The 21865-nt window shown below is 69.3% G+C and carries 18 protein-coding genes; 9 read left to right on the forward strand and 9 right to left on the reverse strand.

The genetic code is table 11. The features are described 5' to 3' along the window. Positions 1 to 87: 87 nt before the first annotated feature. From ABZT04_RS42140 to ABZT04_RS42150, 3 genes are all read right to left on the reverse strand, one after another. Positions 88 to 903, reverse strand: coding sequence for an SAM-dependent methyltransferase (locus ABZT04_RS42140; RefSeq protein ID WP_356064907.1), 816 nt, complete (start codon positions 901 to 903; stop codon positions 88 to 90). A gap of 47 nt (positions 904 to 950) precedes the next feature. Next, positions 951 to 1814 (reverse strand): helix-turn-helix transcriptional regulator, encoded by an 864-nt coding sequence (locus tag ABZT04_RS42145; protein ID WP_356064909.1) that lies wholly within the window; start codon positions 1812 to 1814, stop codon positions 951 to 953. Positions 1815 to 1897: 83 nt separating this feature from the next. Beyond that, positions 1898 to 2731, reverse strand: a complete 834-nt coding sequence (locus tag ABZT04_RS42150; protein WP_356064912.1) for a helix-turn-helix transcriptional regulator — start codon at positions 2729 to 2731, stop codon at positions 1898 to 1900. A 30-nt stretch (positions 2732 to 2761) separates the two neighbouring features. Between ABZT04_RS42150 and ABZT04_RS42155 the strand changes: the two genes are divergently transcribed. The 3 genes from ABZT04_RS42155 to ABZT04_RS42165 all read left to right on the forward strand — a co-directional run bounded on the left by ABZT04_RS42155 (position 2762) and on the right by ABZT04_RS42165 (position 5015). Further along, entirely contained in the window at positions 2762 to 3829 is a 1068-nt protein-coding gene (locus ABZT04_RS42155) for an ADP-ribosylglycohydrolase family protein (protein WP_356064914.1), read from the forward strand. Positions 3830 to 3914: 85 nt separating this feature from the next. Further along, positions 3915 to 4220, forward strand: coding sequence for a 4a-hydroxytetrahydrobiopterin dehydratase (locus tag ABZT04_RS42160; protein ID WP_356064916.1), 306 nt, complete (start codon positions 3915 to 3917; stop codon positions 4218 to 4220). Between the two features lie 48 nt (positions 4221 to 4268). Then, entirely contained in the window at positions 4269 to 5015 is a 747-nt protein-coding gene (locus ABZT04_RS42165; protein WP_356064918.1) for a class I SAM-dependent methyltransferase, read from the forward strand. Here the strand turns inward: ABZT04_RS42165 and ABZT04_RS42170 are convergent. Continuing rightward, entirely contained in the window at positions 4981 to 5460 is a 480-nt protein-coding gene (locus ABZT04_RS42170; RefSeq protein ID WP_356064921.1) for a hypothetical protein, read from the reverse strand. The two genes, ABZT04_RS42165 and ABZT04_RS42170, sit on opposite strands and share 35 nt — an antisense overlap. Next, positions 5457 to 5936, reverse strand: coding sequence for a hypothetical protein (locus ABZT04_RS42175; RefSeq protein WP_356064923.1), 480 nt, complete (start codon positions 5934 to 5936; stop codon positions 5457 to 5459). The genes ABZT04_RS42170 and ABZT04_RS42175 overlap by 4 nt, the downstream gene beginning before the upstream one ends. A 39-nt stretch (positions 5937 to 5975) precedes the next feature. Here ABZT04_RS42175 and ABZT04_RS42180 point away from each other — a divergent pair, with 39 nt between their 5' ends. Together ABZT04_RS42180 and ABZT04_RS42185 are read left to right on the forward strand one after the other, a co-directional pair. Then, positions 5976 to 6932: a YafY family protein gene (locus tag ABZT04_RS42180; RefSeq protein WP_356064925.1), complete on the forward strand. Its 957-nt coding sequence runs from the start codon at positions 5976 to 5978 to the stop codon at positions 6930 to 6932. 39 nt (positions 6933 to 6971) lie between these two features. Beyond that, on the forward strand, positions 6972 to 8861 hold the full coding sequence (locus ABZT04_RS42185; protein ID WP_356064928.1) for a rhamnogalacturonan lyase: 1890 nt from the start codon (positions 6972 to 6974) through the stop codon (positions 8859 to 8861). Between the two features lie 22 nt (positions 8862 to 8883). Here ABZT04_RS42185 and ABZT04_RS42190 read toward each other — a convergent pair whose 3' ends face one another. From ABZT04_RS42190 to ABZT04_RS42200, 3 genes are all read right to left on the reverse strand, one after another. Continuing rightward, entirely contained in the window at positions 8884 to 9516 is a 633-nt protein-coding gene (locus ABZT04_RS42190; protein ID WP_356064931.1) for a hypothetical protein, read from the reverse strand. A 154-nt stretch (positions 9517 to 9670) separates the two neighbouring features. After that, entirely contained in the window at positions 9671 to 12328 is a 2658-nt protein-coding gene (locus ABZT04_RS42195; protein ID WP_356064934.1) for a cellulose binding domain-containing protein, read from the reverse strand. Between the two features lie 249 nt (positions 12329 to 12577). Further along, the gene (locus ABZT04_RS42200; protein ID WP_356064937.1) at positions 12578 to 15496 is read right to left on the reverse strand and encodes a glycoside hydrolase family 48 protein; all 2919 of its coding nucleotides are present in this window, start codon (positions 15494 to 15496) and stop codon (positions 12578 to 12580) included. 277 nt (positions 15497 to 15773) lie between these two features. Between ABZT04_RS42200 and ABZT04_RS42205 the strand changes: the two genes are divergently transcribed. Both ABZT04_RS42205 and ABZT04_RS42210 read left to right on the forward strand, forming a co-directional pair. Next, positions 15774 to 17255: a cellulase family glycosylhydrolase gene (locus ABZT04_RS42205; RefSeq protein ID WP_356064940.1), complete on the forward strand. Its 1482-nt coding sequence runs from the start codon at positions 15774 to 15776 to the stop codon at positions 17253 to 17255. 67 nt (positions 17256 to 17322) lie between these two features. Continuing rightward, entirely contained in the window at positions 17323 to 19035 is a 1713-nt protein-coding gene (locus ABZT04_RS42210) for a glycoside hydrolase family 6 protein (protein ID WP_356064943.1), read from the forward strand. A gap of 131 nt (positions 19036 to 19166) precedes the next feature. On the opposite strand, the gene ABZT04_RS42215 is transcribed toward ABZT04_RS42210, so the two are convergent. After that, on the reverse strand, positions 19167 to 19937 hold the full coding sequence (locus tag ABZT04_RS42215) for a phytanoyl-CoA dioxygenase family protein (RefSeq protein ID WP_356064945.1): 771 nt from the start codon (positions 19935 to 19937) through the stop codon (positions 19167 to 19169). 124 nt (positions 19938 to 20061) lie between these two features. On the opposite strand from ABZT04_RS42215, the gene ABZT04_RS42220 reads away from it, so the two are divergent. Beyond that, a complete protein-coding gene (locus ABZT04_RS42220; protein WP_356064947.1) occupies positions 20062 to 20985 on the forward strand; it encodes a class I SAM-dependent methyltransferase in 924 nt (307 codons plus the stop codon). 101 nt (positions 20986 to 21086) lie between these two features. After that, a complete protein-coding gene (locus ABZT04_RS42225) occupies positions 21087 to 21821 on the forward strand; it encodes an SDR family oxidoreductase (protein WP_356064950.1) in 735 nt (244 codons plus the stop codon). The last annotated feature ends 44 nt before the right edge of the window (positions 21822 to 21865 follow it).

Consider the following 21865-nt stretch of genomic DNA (forward strand, 5'->3'; position numbering starts at 1 on the left):
CTCGCCCGTGGTGTCGAACCTAGGGCGGGGCAGGGGAGTACACCCGTTCACCGCAGCCGTACGGGTCAGCGCCCGCGGGCGTACGGGTCAGGCCTTGCGGGCGACACCGCCGTAGACCGGCACGATGCCCTCCGCCTGGGCGGCCACGTCCTCCGCCTCGGGCCGCCAGCCGTAGACCGAGATGACGCCCGGGCCGAGCAGCTCGAGACCGTCGAAGAAGCGCGAGAACTCGGCCAGCGTGCGCGGATGGAACGGGGTGCCGCTGCGCCGGAAGTGCTCGGCGGCCTGCTCCACGCCCTTGGGGCTGAGATCGGCGGTGACCTGCGACATCACCAGGTAGCTGCCCGGGACGAGGATGTCGACGTACCGCTTGACCAGGCCGTACACGTCGTCGCCGTCGGTGTCGTCGTCCAGATAGTGGGTGAGCGCGACCAGCGACAGCGCGACCGGCTGCGTGAAGTCGAGGGTCTCGCCGGCCAGCCGCAGGATCGTGTCCGGGTCGCGGACGTCGGCGTGCACGTACTCGGTGCCGCCCTCGGCCGAGCCGTGCAGCAGTGCCTCCGCGTGCCGCAGCACGATCGGGTCCTTGTCCGCGTACACCACCCTGGCGTCCGGGGCGACGCTCTGCGCCACCTGGTGCAGATTGGGCTCGGTGGGGATGCCGGTGCCGACGTCCAGGAACTGGCGTATCCCGGCCTCGGCGGCGGTACGCGTCGCCCGGTGCATGAACCGGCGGTTGGCTCGCGCCCCGCGCACCGCCGTGCCGTCCGCGGCGAGGATGCGGCGCGCCAGCTCCTCGTCCACCGGGTAGTTGTCCTTGCCGCCGAGCCACCAGTCGTACACCCGCGCCGGGTGCGGCCGGCTGGTGTCGATACGGGTGGGCGCGGCTTCGGATCCGGTCATGCGGTGTCGTCTCCTTGGGAGTTCGGGTCGGTGGTGCCGGGCCGTGCTCAGAAGGTGTCGCGATAGTCCCGCAGGATCTTCTTGGTGCGCTGTGCGGACGCGGCGTGCGCCGTCATGTGGTCGAGGACCTCCAGGTGCGCGGAGACCTCCGTACGGGAGTCCAGATACAGAGCGCCGGTCAGATACTCGGTGAACACCATGTCGGGCAGCTCCGGTTCGGCGAAACGGAACAGCGAGAACGGGGCGTACGTCCCCGGGTGCGGGCCGTTCTCGAACTCGGCGACCTGGAGCGTGACCCGGTCGCGCTCGGTGAACTCCAGGAGTCTGTCGAGCTGTTCGCGCATCACCTCGCCATGGATGCTCACCGGGCGGCGCAGCACCGTCTCGTCCATGATCACCCACAGATGCGGCGGACTGTCCCGCTCCAACAGCCCCTGACGCGCCATCCGCAGGGACACATGCCGCTCGATGGTCTCCGGGCCGGCCTGCCCGATCGTCCCGGCCTCCAGCACGGCACGCGCGTACGCCTCGGTCTGCAACAGGCCGGGCACGAAGTGCGGTTCGTACGAGCGGATCAGCCCGGCCGCGCCCTCCAGGCTCACATACAGGCTGAACCACTCCGGCAGCACATCGTGGAACCGCTGCCACCAACCCGGCTGGTTCGCCTCCTCGGTGAGCGTGACGAACGAGTCGGCCTCCTCGTCGGCCACCCCGTACAGGGCCAACAGCACCTGTACGTACGGCACCTTCAGCGCGACCTCGGCCATCTCCATGCGCCGTACCGTCGCCGGAGCCACCCGCAGAGCCTGCGCGGCCTCCTCACGCTTGACGCCGGCCGCCTCACGCAGCTCCTGCAGCCTTCTGCCGAGCACCACTTGACCCACAGTGGGCGCGGGCCGCCGCTCACTCACGCCACGCCTCCCCACGCGCCGAAGTCTGGGGGAAGTGTGCCATGTTCCGGCCACTCTCTCAGCGGTTTGGAGGTGATCATCCGTCAGCGTCCCAGCGTGTGAAGGTACTTGGCCGTCGCCGGGTCGGCCGGAAGGAACGTCTCGATGGCCAGTTCCGAGACCGTCACGTCCATCGGAGTGTTGAACGTCGAGATCGAGGACACGAACGACAGCACCCGGCCCGCGTGCTCGATCCGCATCGGCAGCGCGAAATACGGTACGGAACCGGCTGGTTCGTCCCCGTCGTCGGCCGCCTCCGGCACCGGATACGCGGCGACCTCCTCGTACAGCTTCCGCAGCGCCTCGGAGCGGTGCAGGGCGATCTGCCGCTCCATCTGCGCGAGGAGATGCCCGCGCCACTCACCGAGGTTGCGGATGCGCGGCGCCATCCCGTCGGGGTGCAGCGTCAACCGCATGGCGTTGAGCGGCGGTTGGAGGAGGGACTCCGGTACGCCGTCCAGCAGCATGGTGATGCCCTGGTTCGCCGCGACCACGTCGTACCTCGCGTCGACCACCAGCGCGGGATACGGCTCGTAGCACCGGATCAGCCGCTCCAGACCCTCGCGCAACGCGCCCAACGCCGGGTCGTCCAGCGGGGTCTCGGGATAGCGCGGGGCGTAACCGGCCGCCAGGAGGAGGGAGTTGCGCTCCCGCACCGGCACGTCCAGGTGCTCGGCCAGCCGGAGCACCATCTCCTCGCTCGGCCGGGACCGACCCGTCTCGACGAAGCTGATGTGCCGGGCCGAGGAGTCGGCCCGCGACGCCAGCTCCAGTTGGCTGACCCGCCGCCGCTCCCGCCACGCACGCAGCAGGGGGCCGACACCCTTGCCGGCAGGGGTGTCGGCGGAGGCGGTGGTGCCGCTCGCGACAATGGTCATACGGACGACCGTAGTCGAAGGAGCGCACACGTGAACGAATTGAGGAACCCGTCCGGGGAGGCCACTGCGGTGTACCGGGCCAGAGTCCGGGGCTGCCTCCTCGGCGGGGCGGTCGGCGACGCCCTCGGCTACCCGATCGAGTTCGCCTCCCTCGACCGCATCCGCGCGAGCCACGGCCCGCGCGGGGTCACCGGATATGTTCCCGGCGCGCACGGAGCGCGGGGCCTGATCAGCGACGACACCCAGATGACCCTGTTCACCGTCGAGGCCCTCATCGCGGCCCACGCGCGCGAACGGGAGAAGGGCATCGGCGGCGCCTGGCCCGTCCTGCTGCTCCGGGCGTACGAACGATGGCTGGAAACCCAGTCGAAGCCCGCACCGGGCGAGGGCGTCACGGCCGGTCTGCTGGCCGAGCCCTGGCTGTACGCCCGTCGCGCCCCCGGCAACGCCTGCCTGTCCGGAGTAGCGCAGGCCCACGCGCCGGACCCGTGGCTGGTACTCGACGGCCGGCCTGGACCCGTCAACCCCGACTCCAAGGGCTGCGGCACGGTGATGCGCTCGGCCCCGTTCGGCCTGGGCACCACGGCCGACCGGGCCTTCGCCACGGCGGCCGCAGGCGCGCAGATCACCCACGGCCACCCCACCGGCTACTACGCGGCGGGCGCCCTCGCCGCCATCGTGGCGCACCTGGTCGCCGGGGACTCCCTGGAGGGCTCGGTCCTGCGCGCGCTACGGCTCCTGGAGCGCCACCCCGGCCACGAGGAGACCTCCGCCGCCCTCCACCAGGCCCTCGACCTGGCCGCCGAGGGCTCGCCCACCGCCGAGAAGGTCGAATCCCTCGGCGCGGGCTGGGTCGCCGAGGAGGCCCTCGCCATCGGCGTCTACAGCGCACTGGTGGAACCCGACGTGAAGGCCGCGCTGCTCCTCGCCGTCAACCACTCCGGCGACAGCGACTCCACCGGCTCCATCTGCGGCAACCTCCTCGGCGCCCGGCACGGCGACCACGGCCTGCCGCACCAGTGGGTGCGGGGCGTCGAGGGCCGCGCCACGATCGCCGCCCTCGCCGACGACCTCGCGGCCGAATGCGTACGGCGCTGACCTCCGGGCACCCGTCTGACCAGGGACGCAGCCAGCCACCTGTGGCACGCTGAAGAGAGACCGATCCCGACGAAGGAGCGAGGCCATGCCCGTCGTACCGCTCGCGCAGAAGGAGATCGAGGACCGCCTCGCGGAACTTTCCGGCTGGTCCGCCGACGCCGACCGCCTCACCCGCACCTACCGGCTCGGCTCCCACTTCGCGGCCACCGCGATGGTCGTCCACATCGCCCAGGTCCAGGAGGAACTCGACCACCACTCCGACCTCACCCTCGGCTACAACACCGTCTCCCTCACCGTGAACACCCACAGCGTCGGCGGCGCGATCACCGAGCTGGACTTCCAACTCGCCCGCAGAGTCGAGGACTTGGCCCCGGGGCACGGAGCGGACTGACCGGACACGAAGGAGGGACGGGACGCCAGGACGACGGGACACCACCGCGTGCTCGACTACGACAAGGAAGCCGACGCCTACGACGCCACCCGCGGCGGCGAGCCCCGCGCCGCCGCCGCTGCCGAAGCCGTACTCGGTCTCGTCCCCGGGCAGGCTCGAAGCCTGCTGGACGTGGCCTGCGGCACCGGCATCGTCACCCGCCGCCTGACCGCCGGCCGCCCCGGGCTGCGGGTCACGGGCCTGGACGCCGCCCCCGCCATGACCCGCACGGCGGCGACCCGGCTGCCCGGCGCGATACTCCTCGCCGACAGCCGCCGACTCCCGTTCCCCGACGGGGTGTTCGACGCCGTCACCACCGTCTGGCTGCTGCACCTGGCGGACGGCCCGGAGGACGTCCGGGCGATCATCACCGAGTGCGCACGGGTCCTGCGACCGGGCGGGGTGTACGTCACGACGGTCGACAAGGCCGCCGCCCACGACGTCGGCAGCGACATCGACACAGTCCTCGCGTCCCGTTTACGTCGCCCCGCCCAAGACCGCTCCGACCAAGTCCGCGCGTACGCCGCCGAGTTCGGCCTCCACCCGGCCGGCTGGGGCCGCTTCCGGGGACACGGCCAGGGGCGCAGTCCCCGGAGCACCATCGCGGACCTGCGGCGCGGCTGGTTCACCATGCTCACCCCCGGCGACCCGCAGACCGAGGGGTTCGCGGCCCGTCTGCGGGAACTGCCGGATCAGGAAGTCCCGCGCCCCGACCCGGAGTTCACCCTGACGGCGTTCCGGAAGACGTCCGGGTGAACTCCATCGTCCAGTTGGTCACCCACGTCTCCCCGCCGTCCACCGAGAACGCCTGCTCCCAGCGGGCACCGGTCCCGCTGATCCCCGACCACACGAACCGCACCCGCACATCCTTCCCGTCGTGGGTGTCGTCGCCGTGGAACGCGCCCCGGCCGTCCTCGAACCGCCCCGTCACCGGCGGGAACAGCTTCCCGCTGCGGCTCGACGACCAGTTCAGCGACCACTGTTCGGTCTCCCGGTCGAAGAGCCGCAGGGTCAGCCCCTTCGACCCCAGATACGGCAGGTCGATCTCGTCGACGTTCGCGTCCCCGTCGAAGAGCGGCCAGCACCGACTGACCCCCGTGAACTCCACCCATTCACTGTCGGGTTGGAGGAAGTCGGTGCGCTGACGGTGGGCGACCTCCCACTCGCCGTGGAAGAAGTCGAAGTCGCGCGGGCTGCTCATGAGCGGTCTCCAGTGGTCGCGTCGGTCAGGGAGTCGGTCAAGTAGGCGTCCAGGTCCGGCACTTCGGGCGCGAGCAGATGCCGTACCCAGGCGTCCCGTTCGTGCAGGATCGGCGGCAGCTCCCAGACACAGCCGATCCACGGCAGGTCGGGAGTGACGAAGTGCGTCGGGTCGCGGTCCGGGCAGCCGAGCACGGGCTGGCCCGCCGACGCACCCCGGAAGTGCAGAACGTTGTCCCACACCCAGCTGTAGGCGTTGAGATAGGCGCCGTCGTCACCGCCCCGGTGCAGCACGACGAAGGTGGCCGGGGGAGTACCGTCCGGCTCCGGCAGCAGCTTCGGCAGGATCGCGTACGCCGCCTCCTCCACCTCGGGTGCGATCCCGGTCGGGTCGGCCGTGACGTGGTAGCGCTTGATGTGCCGCCCGGCCACCACGATCGGTGGTGGCACGGTCAGCAGTTTCTCCGTGAAGGGCATGACAGGACGCTAGGCCCGCTTCACTGACATCCTGTGTCAGTGAAGTCCAGCCGGCTCGTCTCGATCCTCCTGCTGCTCCAGACCCGCGACCGGATGACGGCCGCGGAACTCGCCGAGGCGCTGGAGGTCTCGGTCCGCACCGTCTACCGGGACGTCGAGGCGCTGAGCGCGGCGGGTGTCCCGCTCTACGGCGACGCGGGCCACGCCGGCGGCTACCGGCTGCTCGGCGGCTACCGCACCCGCCTGACCGGCCTCACCAGGGACGAGGCCGAGGCCCTGTTCCTCGCGGGCGTACCGGGGCCGGCCGCCGAACTGGGTCTCGGCCCGTTCCTGGCCGCCGCCCGGCTGAAGGTGCGCGCCGCCCTGCCGGCCGAGCTGCGCGGGCACGCGGACCGCATCAGCGACCGGTTCCACCTGGACGCGCCGGGCTGGTACGCGGATGCCGACGACACCCGGTTTTTGCATACAGTCGCCGACGCCGTATGGAACAACCGTGTTCTGTATGCCATCTACCGCCGCTGGCGCGAGCCCACCGACGTGGAGCGCCGACTGGAGCCGTACGGCCTCGTGCTGAAGGCGGGCCGCTGGTATGTCGTCGCCGGTCCCGGACCGCGTACCTACCGTGTCGACCAGATCCTCGAACTCACCGCCTCCGACGACGAGTTCACCCGGCCGGACGGCTTCGACCTGGCCGCGTACTGGACCGCCCACCAACGCGACTTCCACGACCGCCTGTACCGGGGCGAGGCGGTGGTCCGGCTGGCCCCCGGCGCGACCCTCGCCCGAGCGGTCGCCCTCGGCGGAGAGCCGGAGCGGGACGGCTGGACCCTGATGTCGGTCCCCATCGAGTCCGTCGACCACGCGCTCGGCGAGTTCCTGCGCCTCGGCACCGACATCGAGGTCCTGTCTCCGCCCGAGCTGCGCGACCGCATCACCCGCACGGTCGCCGAACTGGCCGAAAGATACGGCAACTTGCTCACGGACAGCGGCGACTGAGGCTCCAGAACCCGTCCGTCCGCTCAGGAGGTACCTCCCGTGAGCCACCCGCACCCGCACGTGCACCCGCCGCACCGGTACCACAGACGAAGCGCCGTACTCGCCGCGCTGACCGCCGCCGCAGCCCTGGTCCTCGCCGGACTCACCACCGGCGGCACCGCCCAGGCCGCCACCGCCCGCCAGGTCGAGGCCCTCGACCGCGGCGTCGTCAGCGTCCACACGGACAGCGGCAACCTGGTCAGTTGGCGCTGGCTCGGCACCGACCCCGACACCGTCTCCTTCAACGTCTACCGTGCCGGTACGAAGGTCAACGCGACCCCGATCACCGGCTCCACCGACTACTTCCACGCCGGCGCGCCCGCCCAGGCCGACTACACGGTCCGCGCGATCGTCGGCGGCGCCGAACAGGCCGACTCGGTCCACGCCGTCCAGTTCCGCACCGGCTACAAGGACGTCCCGATCACCCCGCCCGCCGGCGGCACGACCCCCGACGGTGTGGCGTACACCTACGAAGCCAACGACGCCTCCGTGGGCGACCTCGACGGCGACGGCCGGCTCGACTTCGTCCTCAAGTGGCAGCCCACGAACGCCAAGGACAACTCCCAGTCCGGCTACACCGGAAACACGATCCTCGACGGCGTCAAACTCGACGGCACCCGTCTGTGGCGCATCGACCTGGGCCGCAACATCCGCTCCGGCGCGCACTACACACAGTTCCAGGTGTACGACTACGACGGCGACGGCAAGGCCGAGGTCGCCATGAAGACGGCCGACGCCACGGTCGACGGAACCGGCACGGTCATCGGCAACTCGACGGCGGACTACCGCAATTCGAGCGGCTATGTGCTGTCGGGCCCCGAGTACCTGACCATGTTCAACGGCCTCACCGGGGCGGCGATGGGCACCGTCGACTACGTCCCGGCGCGCGGCACGGTCTCCTCCTGGGGCGACTCCTACGGCAACCGCGTCGACCGATTCCTCGCCGGAACCGCCTACTTGGACGGCAGCCGCCCCTCCCTGATCATGGCGCGCGGCTACTACACGCGCACGGTGATCGCCGCCTGGGACTGGCGCGGCGGCGCCTTCACCCGCCGCTGGACCTTCGACACCAACTCCTCGACCAACACCGGCAAGGGCTACGACGCCCAGGGCAACCACCAGTTGGCGGTCGCGGACGTCGACGAAGACGGCAAGGACGAGATCGTGTACGGCTCGATGGCCGTCGACGACAACGGCTCGGGCCTGTGGACCACCAAGAACGGCCACGGCGACGCCATGCATGTCGGCGACCTCGACCCGTCCCGCCCGGGCCTGGAGGAGTTCAAGGTCGACGAGGACTCCTCGAAACCGTCCTCGTGGATGGCGGACGCGAAGACCGGCGCGATCATCTGGTCCACACCCGCCAACGGCGACAACGGCCGGGGTGTCTCCGGGGACATCTGGGCGGGCAGCGCGGGCGCCGAGTCCTGGTCGGCGTCGGAGAGCGGCGTCCGTGACCCCAAGGGCACGGTGGTGTCGACCCGCAAGCCCTCCAGCATCAACTTCCTGTCCTGGTGGGACGGCGACCCGGTCCGCGAACTCCTCGACGCCACCCACATCGACAAGTACGGCACGACCGCCGACACCCGCCTGCTGACCGGCGCCGACGTCCACTCCAACAACAGCACCAAGGCGACCCCGACCCTCTCCGGGGACATCCTTGGCGACTGGCGGGAGGAGGTCGTCTGGCCCACCACGGACAACACGGCGCTACGGATCTACTCCACGCCGTACGAGACGACCACCAGGATCACCACCCTGCTCCACGACACCCAGTACCGCACCGCCCTGGCCTGGCAGAACACCGCATACAACCAACCGCCCCACCCGAGCTTCTACATCGGCGACGGGATGGCGACGGCACCCCGGCCGACCGTCTACACGCCGTAGCTCCTGAGGGGAAGCGGCCGGCTCAGCTGAACCCGCCACTGAAGTCGGAGTTCAGTTGGGCCGAGCAGATGTTGTAACCGCCCTGCGCCTGACCGGACTTGGTCCTGCCGTCGATGGTGATGGAGCAGTGGATGTTCCCGCCGCCCTGGAGCTGGGCGGTGACCTGGTAGTACAGGGCGTCACTGTTCACGGTCAGGGTCTTCGTCATGGGCAGGCCCTTGCCCTGAAGGTTGGTGCCGTCGCTGCCGTAGGTGATGTCGACACCGGAGGGCGCGCTGCCCCACACCTTGAAGAGAGCCTTGCCCGAAGGGGCCTCGTCGCTGCTCGTCGCGGCCTTCGTCGCCTTGGCCTTCGCGGTCTTCGTGACCGAGACGGTGGCGGTGACAGTTACCGTGGGCGCGGGCTCGGCCTTGTCGACCTTGGCGGCCTGGGGAGCCGCGGTGACCGTCTTCGTCGCGGCCGGCTCGGCACTCGTGTTGCTGCTGTCACCGCCGCCGCTGCCCGCGGCCCCGATCACCGCGCCGAGCGCGAAGAGGGCGGCGGCGGCAGGGATGGCCACGTGCTTGCGGGCCCATTTCGGACCGGCCGGCGCCGGCGGTGTCGGCGCGGGGCCGTACGAGGGCGGCATGGGCGGCGGTGGCGGCTGGTACGACATATGGGGTCCCCCTGGCGATTAGTTGGGGGTTGAACTTAACGCCCGAAATGAGGGTGGCGTGAGACACGTGAAGAAGAGGTAACTGATTTGTGATGTTGAAGTGGAGGGCGCGTGCGATAGGGCACGCGCCCCTGCTCAGACCACTGCCCTCTGCTCAACTCACCGTGCAGTTCTGATCGCCCACCTTGAACCCGCCCGGCTTCGTGTTCACCCCCGACCAACTCCCCGTGAACCCGAACCCCACCGACGAACCCGCCGCCACCGTGCCGTTCCAGCTCACGTTCTTCGCCGTCACCGTCGCGCCCGACTGGGTGTAGTCGGCGTTCCACAGTTGGCCGATCCGCTGACCGTCCGCGAAGGACCAACCAAGTGACCAGCCGTTCCAGGTGGTTGAGCCGGTGTTGGTGACCTGGACATCCGCCTGGAAGCCGTCCGTCCACTGGTTCGTGATCCGGTACGAGACCGAACAGGCGCCGGTCGGCGTCGGATCGGTACCGCCGCCACCGCCTCCGTCACCGGCGTCGGAGGAGTCGCCGTAGACGATCCCGCGACCGTTCGTCGACACGTACACCCGCCCGTACACCCGAGGGTCACCGGTGATCGCCGCTCCGGTCCAACCCCACTGGTGGGCATCGTCGTTGATCCGGGTCCAGGTCGCGCCCTTGTCGATCGAGCGGAAGATGCCGCGGACGCCGCCGATCTTCGCACTGGTGTAGAGCGTCTGGTACGAGGCACCCGTCGCCGCCTTGCCGAAGCCGATGGTGTCGGCCTGGTCGACGTTCGCGAGCTTGGTGAAGGTGGCGCCGCCGTCCGTGGAGTGCCACAGCCCGTACGCCCCGTCGCTCGCCCCACCCGCCAGCCAGACGTCCCCCTTCGTACCGGGCAGCGCCTTGAAGCGCACGCTGTCACCACTGGGCAGCCCGGTCGCCGAGGACGCGGTGAAGGTCGCCCCGCCGTCCGAACTGACGTAGAACTTCCCGGACTTGAAACCGTAGAAGGTCTTCGCGTCGACCCGGTCCGACTCCAGGACCGCCCCCGCCGGAATACCGCTCGACGCCGACCAGGACGAACCGAACCCGGTCGTGTACTGCACCCCCGCACCCGCCGGACTCCACACGAACCGGCTCCCGTCGGCCGCGGCGGCCACCGTCCCGCCCCCGCTCACGCCCGAAGGGTCGCTCCCCGCGAACCAGTTGGCGCCGTTGTCCGTCGAGAACGCGATGTGCGGCCCCGAATCCAGATCTCCCACGCGCACCACCGTGTTCGGGTTGCTCTCCGCGAAGTCCAGACTCGTGGTCGTCGTGAAGGTCGGCGAAGTGAACATCATCGCGGGGACGTTGGTCAGATCGGTGTGCCGGAATCCGCCGATGTCGCCCAGCGCGCTGAGGAGTTGGGCGCCGCCGGACGGGGGAGCGGCGAGGTCGTTGACGGCCGTCTCCTCCAGCCCCCGCACCATCGGCTTCACCGTGAACTGGCCGCCGCTGTCCCAGTTCGTGAGGTTCTCCGTGCCGTAGAGCGTCGCACCCGTCCCGTACATCATCCGATTCGAATCGAACGGGTCGATCTCCAGCGACTCGGTCATCCAGCCGAGTTTCGGGCTCTGTTCGGGCGGCGACGGATTCGCGCCGAAGGACAGCCAGGGCACGGACGACACGTCCATGGTGTAGCGGTCCGAACGGTTCGGATACGACGTGTAGTCCCAGGCCTTTGTCCAGGTGCCGCCGCTGTCCGTCGAGCGGAGGATCTGCGTGTCCGGCCACCATGAGCTGTACGCCGTCGCCATCACGGTGCCCGGATGCTGCCGGTCGACGGTCAGCCCGCTGTAGCCGAAGTAGGTGTCGGCGTCCGCGACCGGACTGATGTTCGTCCAGGCGCCGGTCGCCGTCGCGTACCGCCACAACTGGCCCTTGCCGCCGTCGTACGGGCCACCCTTGTCGCTGTATGCGATGTACAGATAACCGTTGACCGCATCCAGCACACCCTTGTGCGCCAGATAACCGGTCGGCTGCCCGGCCACCCGGCTCCACGTCGCGCCCGCGTCCGTCGACCGGTACACGGCATTGGCCTGGTCGGCGACCCCGACGTAGATGGTCTTCGTGGCGCTGCCGGACGTGCCCGTCGACTCGTCGAAGGTGACCCAGGCGACGCCCTGGTTGTCGCTCGCGTAGCCGCTGGTGTCGCTGGGATCCTGCACATAGTTGCCGACATTCGGGAAGTTCGTCACCTGCGACCAGGTGACCCCGGAGTCCGTGGACCGCCACAGCCCCTTCCCGCTGGGCGCGCCCAGATACAGCACGCTGTCCTTGTTCGGATCGACGGCCAGCCGCTCACCCATACCGCGCCCCGGCATGTTCCCGCCGAGCTTGAACGGCAGATCCGTCTTCTGCCAACTCGTGCCCCGGTCGGCCGACCTGAGCACGGCCCCGTTCGTCGGATCCCAACTGTTGGTGTACGTACCGACAGCCGCGTACACCTTGTCCGGATCGACCGAGTCGGACGCGAGGCTCACCACACCGGTGTGCCCCCACTCGTCCCACCCGACCGAGTCCAGCAACGGCGTCCACGTCTTCGTCGACTCCTGCCAGCGATAGGCGCCGCCGATGTCGGTACGGGCATAGGCGAGGTTCTTCTCGGTCCGGTTGAACACGATGCCCGGCACGAAGCCACCGCCGTCGATACGGGCGTTGTGCCAGGTGTACGTGTCGGCCGCGAGCGTCGCCTTCGACGCGTTCGCGGCAAGGGCGGACGGACTGCCGGCCAGCAGACCGGCGGCAAGCGCCACAACTGCCATGAGAATGCGGGTTCTTCGCACGAGGGGTCCTCTCGTGAAGAGAAGAGGGAAAAGGCACGAGCACCGGGCGACCCCCAGTGCGGGTGGGGGTCGCCCGGCAGTTGGCCCCGCCGTCAGGTGACGGGGCCTCGCACACGAAGCTTCGAAGCGGTTCCGAGGGAGCACAGGCGGCTTACAACGCCCTTTTCAGGGGCGCGGGGAACTGCGCACCCAGCTACAGCGGGCCCGCACTAAAACCACCGCCCAACCCGCGGAGCGCCTCGCGGGGGACTATTCGAGAAGCTCCGCATACGAACCCATGGCCAGGGCGACATCCGCCTGAGCCCAGAACCGGTGATAGGTGAAGACAGGCGCGGCCCCGCCCGCCAGATAGCTCTGGATCTTCGACCACGCCGGGTCGTTCTTGTAGAAGGACCTCAACGACGCGAACGTGGAAGACGAGTTGATCGCGTCCCCGTTCGGCATCGTGCCGGTCCAGCCGCTCGGGACGTACACGCTGTCGTCGAAGCGGTTGTAGTCCGCGCGGGTCTCCGGGACGGCGATGCCCAGGCTGTCCTGGTAGTTGTTCCACATGCCGTCGAGCAGGGCCTTCGCGGTCGTCTTCGCCGTCGCGTCGCCGGACTTCGCGGCGTAGTACGTCAGGGTCTTGGCGTACGCGGCCGCCACACCGACGTCATTGGTGTAGTCGGCGACGGTGACATGAAGTCCCGTATTGGCACCGGGACTTGACGCGTTCCAGGTGTCGGGCTGGCCCGACCACTGGAGCGTGGAGGGGATCAGATAGGTGCCGTCCGGGTTGATCGTGGTCTTGGACAGTGCCCACGCCACCCACTTGTCGAGGACCGCCTTCGCGCTCGCGTTCCCCGTCTGCTGGTAGTACTCGGCGACCCGCTCCATCGACCACGCCTGGAAGCCGAACCACTGGTTGGACGGCGGGTCGTGGTAGACGGGCTGCTGGTCGTAGTACATGCCGTAGAAGGTCGACGTCCCGGCTGGCGGGCTCGCGTACCGGCCCTGCCAACTGTTGGTCGCCCCGCCCGCGATGGCGCCCTCGCTCGACTGCAGCCAGCGGTAGAACTCCAACTGCCGGCTCAGTGAGGTGCCCCAATCCGCCGCGCCCGTCGTGGACTTGGGCTTCAGGTCCGCGTACGAGCTCAACGCGTAGGCGGCCAGCGGGTTCTGGTAGCCGCCGTGGACGTGGCTGGAGCCGATGCGCCAGGCCCAGCCCGCGCTGGTGTCGTTGGCGCCGCCCCACGCGTAGTACCAGGACAGCAGATAGTCCGAGGCGTCCTTGCCGGTTCCGGCCGGGCAGGTGGACGGCCCGACGCAGTTGCCTATTTTCTTGAAGTACTTGTCGTACATCGCATACCGCAGATAGTCGCCCATCTTGGCGGCCTTGCCGACGGTCGTGGAGACGTCGGAGCCCTTGCCCTGCTCCTTGGCCCACACGTCGGCCCAGTACGCGGCCTGCACGGCCCGTGCGTCGGCGTCGGGGGCGTCGGTGTACTTCCACTGCTTCGCGTACGAGGAGTCTCCGGTGAAGAGGTCCAAGTACCCGTTCGTACCGCCGTACTTGAAGGCGTCGCAGGTCGGCTGCGGCACCGTCTCCCACACGGACTCCTGCGGCCCGCGCTGGAAGGTGTTGATGTACGACGGTCCGCTCGCCGTCGGCCCCGCCTCGCACCCGCCGCCCGGCGTGTCGCCGTAGCCGTAGGTGTTGTCGACGTCCTCCAGCCAGTGCATACCGTAGACATCGTCCGTACCGTATGCGGTCTTCAGTTCACCGGCGATCGGATCCGATCCCACCGACACCGAGGTGTCGAGCTTCGCCGGATACTCGTTCGGAGTGTCCAGCTCAGGCGCGTACGTCGCCGGCTTCGAGGCGTTGTAGAAGGAGTTGGTCGGCTGGTCGGCGTGGGTGGGGATCATGTACTTCTCCATGAGGTCCCAGGCGCCGTTGAACTTCGACCAGTCGCCCGTCACCTTGCCGTACATCGCCTGCAGCCACAGCAGGTAGCTGTACGCCTCCGACGTGGTCTCGTGCCCCTGGTCGGGCGCCTCGACGATCAGGGTCTCCACCGAGTGGTAGGGGATGCCCTGGGGCGAGAAGTAGCCGTTCGCCGGGTTGGTGATCTTCCCGTAGAGGTCCAGGAAGCGGGCGTCGTACGCGTTCGCCGCCGCCAGCTCCGTCACCGTGACCGTCGCCTTGGTGAAGCCGGTCGCCGTCGACTCGAAGGACGCCGAACCGGTGCCGGAGGCGTCGGCCGTGAGGGTCACGGTCTGCGCGGTGTTCCAGTTCGACGGCGTGAACGTGAGCGATGCGCCGCCGGTGACGGACAGCCCCGTGTTGCCGCTCGCGCGGGCCGTCGTGACCGTCACGTTGGACGTGGGCTGCGAGGACAGCGACACCGCGTACGTGCCCGTCTTCCCTTGCTGGACGCCCAGTTGACTCGGCGATGCGACGACCGCGGGTCCCGAGGCGACCGTGATACCGACCGGTGTGGACTCCCCGGACGCGCCCAGGCTGTCGTACGCCTTCGCGACCAGTGAATGACTGCCCACGGTCAAACCAGAGGCCGAAAAGGAGTACGGCGAGGTCGTGTCCGTGCCGAGCAGTGTGGTGTCGTCGTAGAACTCCACCTTGCTGATCGTCGCGTTGTCGGCCGCCGCCGCGGTCGCCGCGAGCGGGACCGCGGCCCCCTGTGTGTAGATCGCGCCCGCGCTCGGGCTGGTCAGCACGGTGATCGGCGGCTGGTGCGCGCCGACGCAGGCGGTGCCGTTGATCGCGAACGACGTGGGCGCGGTGTTGGTGCCGCTGTAGGTGAACTGCGCGCCGGTCGAGACGGCCGCGCCCGCGGCGATCGTCCCGTTGTACGACGCGTTCGTCACCGTGACCGCGCTGCCGGACTGGGACCAGGTGCCGTTCCAGCCGTTGCTGAGCTTCTGGTTGCCTGAGTAGGCGTACGTCAGGGTCCAGCCGTTGATCGCGTCCGTACCCCGGTTGGTGAGGGTCAGATCCGCGGTGAAGCCGGAGCCCCAGTCGTTCGCCTTGTAGTCCACGCTGCACTGAACCGTCGCCGCCTGGGCGGGAGTTGTGCCGGTCGCGAGCATCGACAGGGGAAGCGCGAGGGCCGCCACGACAGCGGTCCACAGTCGCCGTGTCACACGGCGTCTCCTTCTGGGGTGCATGTGCTGGTTCCTCCTTGCGGCTCGGAGAAGGTGGGGGCGGAGCAGCAACAAGCCTTGAACCAGTGGGAGCGCTCCCATCGTGAGGACGGGGGTGGTAGCCGTCAAGGTGCTTACGGAGTCGAAAAGATTCGACGAAAGAGGTTGAGGGAAAGTCAGCGAAACTCTGTGACTCCCCTGTCCTTTGCCGTCACTTGGCGCTACCTTCCTTGACACCAGTGGGAGCGATTCCGTCAGTCGACGCGTCCGTGCGACGCGCCCGAGCTGCAAGGAGTCGCTCATGCGACACCCCCCGCGTTCAATGCTTTTAGCCGTCACCGGTGCCGTCGCCCTCGTCGGGGCGATGGTCGTCCCGGTGGTCACGGCGTCCGGTGCCACCCCCGCGTGCACGGTGGAGTACTCGGTCACCAGCCAGTGGGACACCGGCTTCCAGGGCTCAGTGCGGATCACCAACAACATGGCACCGGTGAGCAGTTGGAGCCTGAGCTTCGACTTCGCCGGCGGCCAGAAGGTCACCCAGGGCTGGAACGCCAAGTGGTCCCAGTCCGCCACGACGGTCACCGCGACCAACGAGAGCTGGAACGGCTCGCTGGGCACCGGCGCGAGCGTCAGCGCCGGATTCATCGCCAACTGGTCCGGAAACAACGCCGTACCGACCGCGTTCAAGCTCAACGGCACGACGTGCAACGTCGATTCGGAACCGACCCCGCCGACCTCGCCGCCCCCGACCTCACCACCACCCAGCACCGCCGCGCCCGCACTGCACGTCTCCGGGAACAAGCTCGTGGACGCCGACGGCACCAATCGCCGTCTGCTCGGCGTCAACCGTTCCGGCGGCGAGTTCATGTGCGTGCAGGGCTACGGCATCTGGGACGGCCCGGTGGACGACGCGGCCGTCGCGGCGATCGCCGACTGGAAGGCCAACACCGTCCGCATCCCGCTCAACGAGGAGTGCTGGCTGGGCCTTTCCAACATCAAACCCGAGTACGCGGGCGCCAACTACATCGCCGCCGTCAAGGACCTGGTGGCGAAGGTCGAGGCGCACGGCATGACACCGATCGTCGAACTGCACTGGACCTACGGCCAGTACACCGGCAACTCGGCGGGCTGCTCCGACGTGCACGCCACCTGCCAGAAGCCGATGCCGGACGCGCAGTACACACCGTCGTTCTGGTCCTCGGTCGCCAGCACGTTCAAGGCCGACCAGGCCGTCGCGTTCGACCTGTTCAACGAGCCCTACCCCGACCGCGCCACCTCCACGACCACCCAGGCGTGGGAGTGCTGGCGGGACGGCGGCACCTGCCCCGGCATCGGGTACGAAGTCGCCGGTATGCAGGATCTCGTCGACGCCGTACGGTCCACCGGCGCCCAGAACGTCATCATGGCCGGCGGGCTCGCCTACTCGAACGACCTCAGCCAGTGGCTGACGTACAAGCCCACCGATCCGACCGGCAATCTCGTCGCCGCGTACCACGTGTACAACTTCAACACCTGCGCGAACGAGAGCTGCTGGAACTCCACCCTCGCCCCCGTCGCGGCCCAAGTGCCGCTGGTGGCAGGGGAGATCGGCGAGAACACCTGCTCCCACGCGTTCGTCGACCAGGTCATGAAGTGGTTCGACGACCACGGGCTCTCGTATCTCGGCTGGACCTGGAACACCTGGGACTGTTCCGCCGGTCCGTCACTGATCTCCGACTACGACGGTACGCCCACCGCGTACGGCACCGGGCTGCGCGACCATCTGCGCGCCCTCGACGGATAGGCGCCCGCACACCGCACATCACAGCACCCGCAACCAACTCCATTGGCAGACAAGGAAACCCGCACTCATGAGCCGTACCAGAACAGCGTTGCTCGCTGCCTTGGTGCTCGTCGCCGGGGCCTCGGGGACGGCGGTCGCCGCCACCCCCTCGGCGGACGCCGGCATCGCCGCGATCCCCTGCAGCGTCGACTACAAGGTGCAGAACCAGTGGGACACCGGCTTCACCGCCGCCGTCACCGTCACCAACAACTCGACCGCCAAGTCGAGTTGGGCCCTGAAGTGGTCGTACGCCGGCAACCAGCAGGTCACCAGCGGCTGGAACGCGAAGATCAGCCAGAGCGGGACCGCCGTCACGGCGGCCAACGAGACCTACAACGGAAGCCTGGCGACCGGCGGTTCGGTCAGCTTCGGCTTCAACGGCACCTACAGCGGCACCAACGCGCTCCCCACCACCTTCACCCTCGACGGCGTGACCTGCAACGTCGACGACGGCAGCAGCGGGGGAGGCGGCGGCACCACCGATCCCAGCGGGCGGGTCGACAACCCGTACGCGGGCGCCAAGGTGTACGTGAATCCGGAGTGGTCGGCGAAGGCCGCCGCCGAGACCGGAGGCAGCCGCATCTCCAACCAGCCCACCGGCGTCTGGCTCGACCGCATCGCCGCCATCAACGGCGTGGGCGGCGGCATGGGGCTGCGCGCCCACCTCGACGCGGCACTCGCCCAGAAGGGCAGCGGCGAAGAGGTCGTCCAACTCGTCGTCTACGACCTCCCCGGACGTGACTGCGCGGCCCTCGCCTCCAACGGCGAACTCGGCCCGACCGAAATCGGCCGCTACGAGACCGAGTTCATCGATCCGATCGCCGCGATCCTCGCCGACAGCAAGTACAGCTCGCTGCGGATCGTCACCACGATCGAGATCGACTCGCTGCCCAACCTCGTGACCAACACCGGCAGCAAGGCCACCGCCACCCCGCAGTGCGACACCATGCTCGCCAATGGCAACTACGTGAAGGGCGTCGGCTACGCGCTGAACAAGCTCGGCGCGATCCCCAACGTCTACAACTACATCGACGCCGGCCACCACGGCTGGCTCGGCTGGGACGACAACTTCGCCCCGTCCGCGAACCTCTTCTACCAGGCCGCGAACGCCGAGGGCGCGACCGTGAACGACGTGGCCGGCTTCATCACCAACACGGCCAACTACAGCGCCCTGAAGGAGAACAACTTCACCATCAACGACAGCGTCAACGGCGTCTCCGTGCGCCAGTCCAAGTGGGTCGACTGGAACCGCTACGTGGACGAGCTGTCCTACGCCCAGGCATTCCGCAACGAGTTGGTGTCCGTGGGCTTCAACTCCGGTATCGGCATGCTGATCGACACCTCCAGGAACGGCTGGGGCGGCTCGGCCCGGCCGACCGGCCCGGGAGCGACCACCAGCGTGGACACGTACGTCGACGGCGGACGCTACGACCGCCGCATCCAGGTCGGGAACTGGTGCAACCAGTCCGGAGCCGGCCTCGGTGAGCGCCCGCAGGCGGCCCCCGCCACCGGGATCGACGCCTATGTGTGGATGAAGCCGCCGGGTGAGTCCGACGGATCCAGCACGGCCATCGCCAACGACGAGGGCAAGGGCTTCGACCGCATGTGCGACCCGACGTACACGGGCAACGCCCGCAACGGCAACAACATGTCTGGCGCGCTGCCGAACGCCCCGCTGTCCGGGCACTGGTTCTCGGCCCAGTTCCAGCAGTTGATGGCGAACGCGTACCCGCCGCTGTAGAGCGCGTACACGCTTCTGTAGATCACATACGGAAGTCGTCGCATACCGCATCGCATATGGCATACGGCCGTGTCATATGGCATACCGCCGCACCACGTCACACCCAGCCCACCGATGCGGTCCCGTCGGGGTCAGCCCTCCCGGGCCAGGCCCCGGCGGATCGCGAACTCCACCGCCGAGTAGTTCCCGTCCGGACGGTCCAGCTCGTAGGGGACCGCCGGATCCAGCGGGGGCTGCGCCAGGAAACGGGGGCGGGTGCCGTGGTTCGGCTGGGCGGCGTGCACCAGGAAGGGATGGCACAGGTAGACGTCGCCGGGGCTGCCGGTGGCGTACGCGAGCGGGCGGTGTGCGGTGGCCTCGACCAGCCGAGGGGCGATCTCCAGACCGGACACGCCCGCCTCGCCGTACGGCTCAAGGAGTGGCGGCACATCGAGATGCGAACCGACGCGGATGCGGGTCGGGGCGTTGTCCTCGGTCACCTCGGTGAACAGGAACAGCATCAGCAGCGCCCGGTCCCGCGACCGCAGATTGACGAATCCGAATGTGTCGCCCTCGACCCTGTAGCTCCCGTCGATGTGCCAGCCGGCGTCGTCGGGTTCCTCCTCGTGCGGAAAACGCAGCGGGAAGGCGCCCAGGCCGTAGCGTGTCGCCCAGCGTCTCTCGCCGACGAGGACGTCGAACGCCTCATGCAGGGCGGGGGAGTTGGCTGCCGCGGCGAACGGGGGCTGTCCCATGCCCGGTACCCACACCACGGGGTCCTTCCAGGTGCCGGGATCGTCGGCGTCGTAGCCCGTCTCCCGCCAGAGCAGCCGTGCGCAGTCCTCGGCAACCCGCGGCGGAAAGGCGCCTTCGATCTTCACGAACCCGTCTTCGAGGAAGCGTTCCACCAGCACGTCGTCCATACCCGCATGCTCGACCACTGGCAGCACCTCGCGCATCCGGTTTTTTGCCGCTTCGGCAACGGAGGTGGCCCTCGGACGGTGCGTCGGCGCAGGCTGGCGGCACGCGGACGAGAGGCTGACCACCATGGCGCACGATCACGACCACGGGCCCGGCGAGCACCATGACTACAAGCCCGGCCAGGATCACCACCAGCACCACGACCACACCGACATCGACTGGGCCGTCATGGGTCCGCTGCTGGAGTCGCAGGCCGAGCTGTTCGCCCCGCTGTACGAGCGGGCCATGGCGTGGCTCGCGAAGGAGCGGACCGAGCCGGGGCTGATCGTCGACGTGGGCAGCGGACCCGGTGTGGTCGCCTGTCTGTTCGCGGAGACGTTCACGGGCGCCCGGGTCGTCGCGGTGGACGGCTCCGAGCCGCTCCTGGAACGCGCCCGCGCCCGCGCCGACCGCCAGGGTTTCGGCGACCGTTTCAGCACGCTTGCCGGTGAACTGCCGGACGTCCTGGGGGAGTTGGAGTACCCGGCCGACCTCCTGTGGGCCAGCCGCAGTCTGCACCACCTCGGCGACCAGCGCGCCGGTCTCGCCGCTTTCGCGCAGCGCCTCGCTCCCGGCGGCACCCTCGCCATCATGGAGGGCGGTCTGCCCTCCCGCTTCCTGCCCCGCGACTTCGGCATCGGCCGCCCGGGCCTTGAGGCCCGGATCGACGCGGTCGAGGCGGAGTGGTTCGCCCGGATGCGCGCCGACCTCGCCGGCTCCGTCACGGTGACCGAGGACTGGCCCGCCCTCCTGGCCTCGGTGGGCCTGAAGCACACGGGCAGCCGCAGCTTCCTCCTCGACCTGCCCGCCCCGGCCCCGGACCGCGTCCGCGCCTACGCCGCGACCTGGCTGACCCGTATCCGTGACACCGTCGGCGACGCCTTGGACGCCGACGACCGGGCCACCCTCGACCGGCTCGTCGACCCGCAGGACCCGGAGAGCGTGCACCGGCGCGCCGATGTGTTCGTGCTCGCCGCGCACACCGTGCACACGGCGGTGCGCACGAGCTGAAAGGGCCCGTGATCTCGGCGGCTTGACTTCGAGAGTGCTCAAGATGATGAACTGCCCCTCGACTTGCGCGGAGTTCACCGACCCACGGGGGGACCACCACCATGAACGACAACTCTCACGTCGCGCTCATCACCGGCGGCGGCAGCGGGATCGGGGCCGCCGTCGCGCGGCAACTCCTCGGTGCCGGGGGCCGGGTGGCCGTCACGGGCCGCAGCGAGCAGCGGCTGCTCGCGTTCGCGGAGCAACTGGGCCGTCCCGAAGGCCTGTTGACGATACCCGGCAGTGCCTCCGAGTACGACCAGGTGCAGGCCGCCGTCGACATCACCCTGGAGCGCTTCGGGCGGCTCGACGCGGTCGTCGCCAACGCCGGGGTCGCCACCCACGACGCGGTCGCCGACGGTGACCCGGCCGGCTGGACCGAGATGGTGCTGACCAACGTCCTCGGCCCCGCCCTGCTGATCCGGGCCTCCGTCGACGCCCTGAAGCAGACGCACGGCCGGATCGTGCTGATCGGCAGCGTCGCCGGGTTCGTGAACACCCCCGGCAACATCTACGGCGCCACCAAGTGGGCGATGACCGGTCTCGCCGAGAACACCCGGCGCCAGGTCACGGAGTTCGGCATCGGGGTGACCCTGGTCGCCCCGGGCCGGGTGGAGACCCCGTTCTGGGACGGCAACGGCAGCCCGCCGCCGGGCCGTCTCCTCACCGCCGACCACATCGCCGACACGATCCTCTGGGCGATCCGCCAGCCCGCCGGCGTCGACATCAACACTGTCGTCGTACGGCCGATCAGCAGCCGGGAGAGAACATTCGCGTCCGGCGGCGGCCCCGAATAGATGAAGTACAGCGGAACTTCGACGATGAGAGCGACGGCTGCGGC

The sequence above is a fragment of the Streptomyces sp. NPDC005492 genome (assembly GCF_040605995.1).
GTDB lineage: Bacteria > Actinomycetota > Actinomycetes > Streptomycetales > Streptomycetaceae > Streptomyces.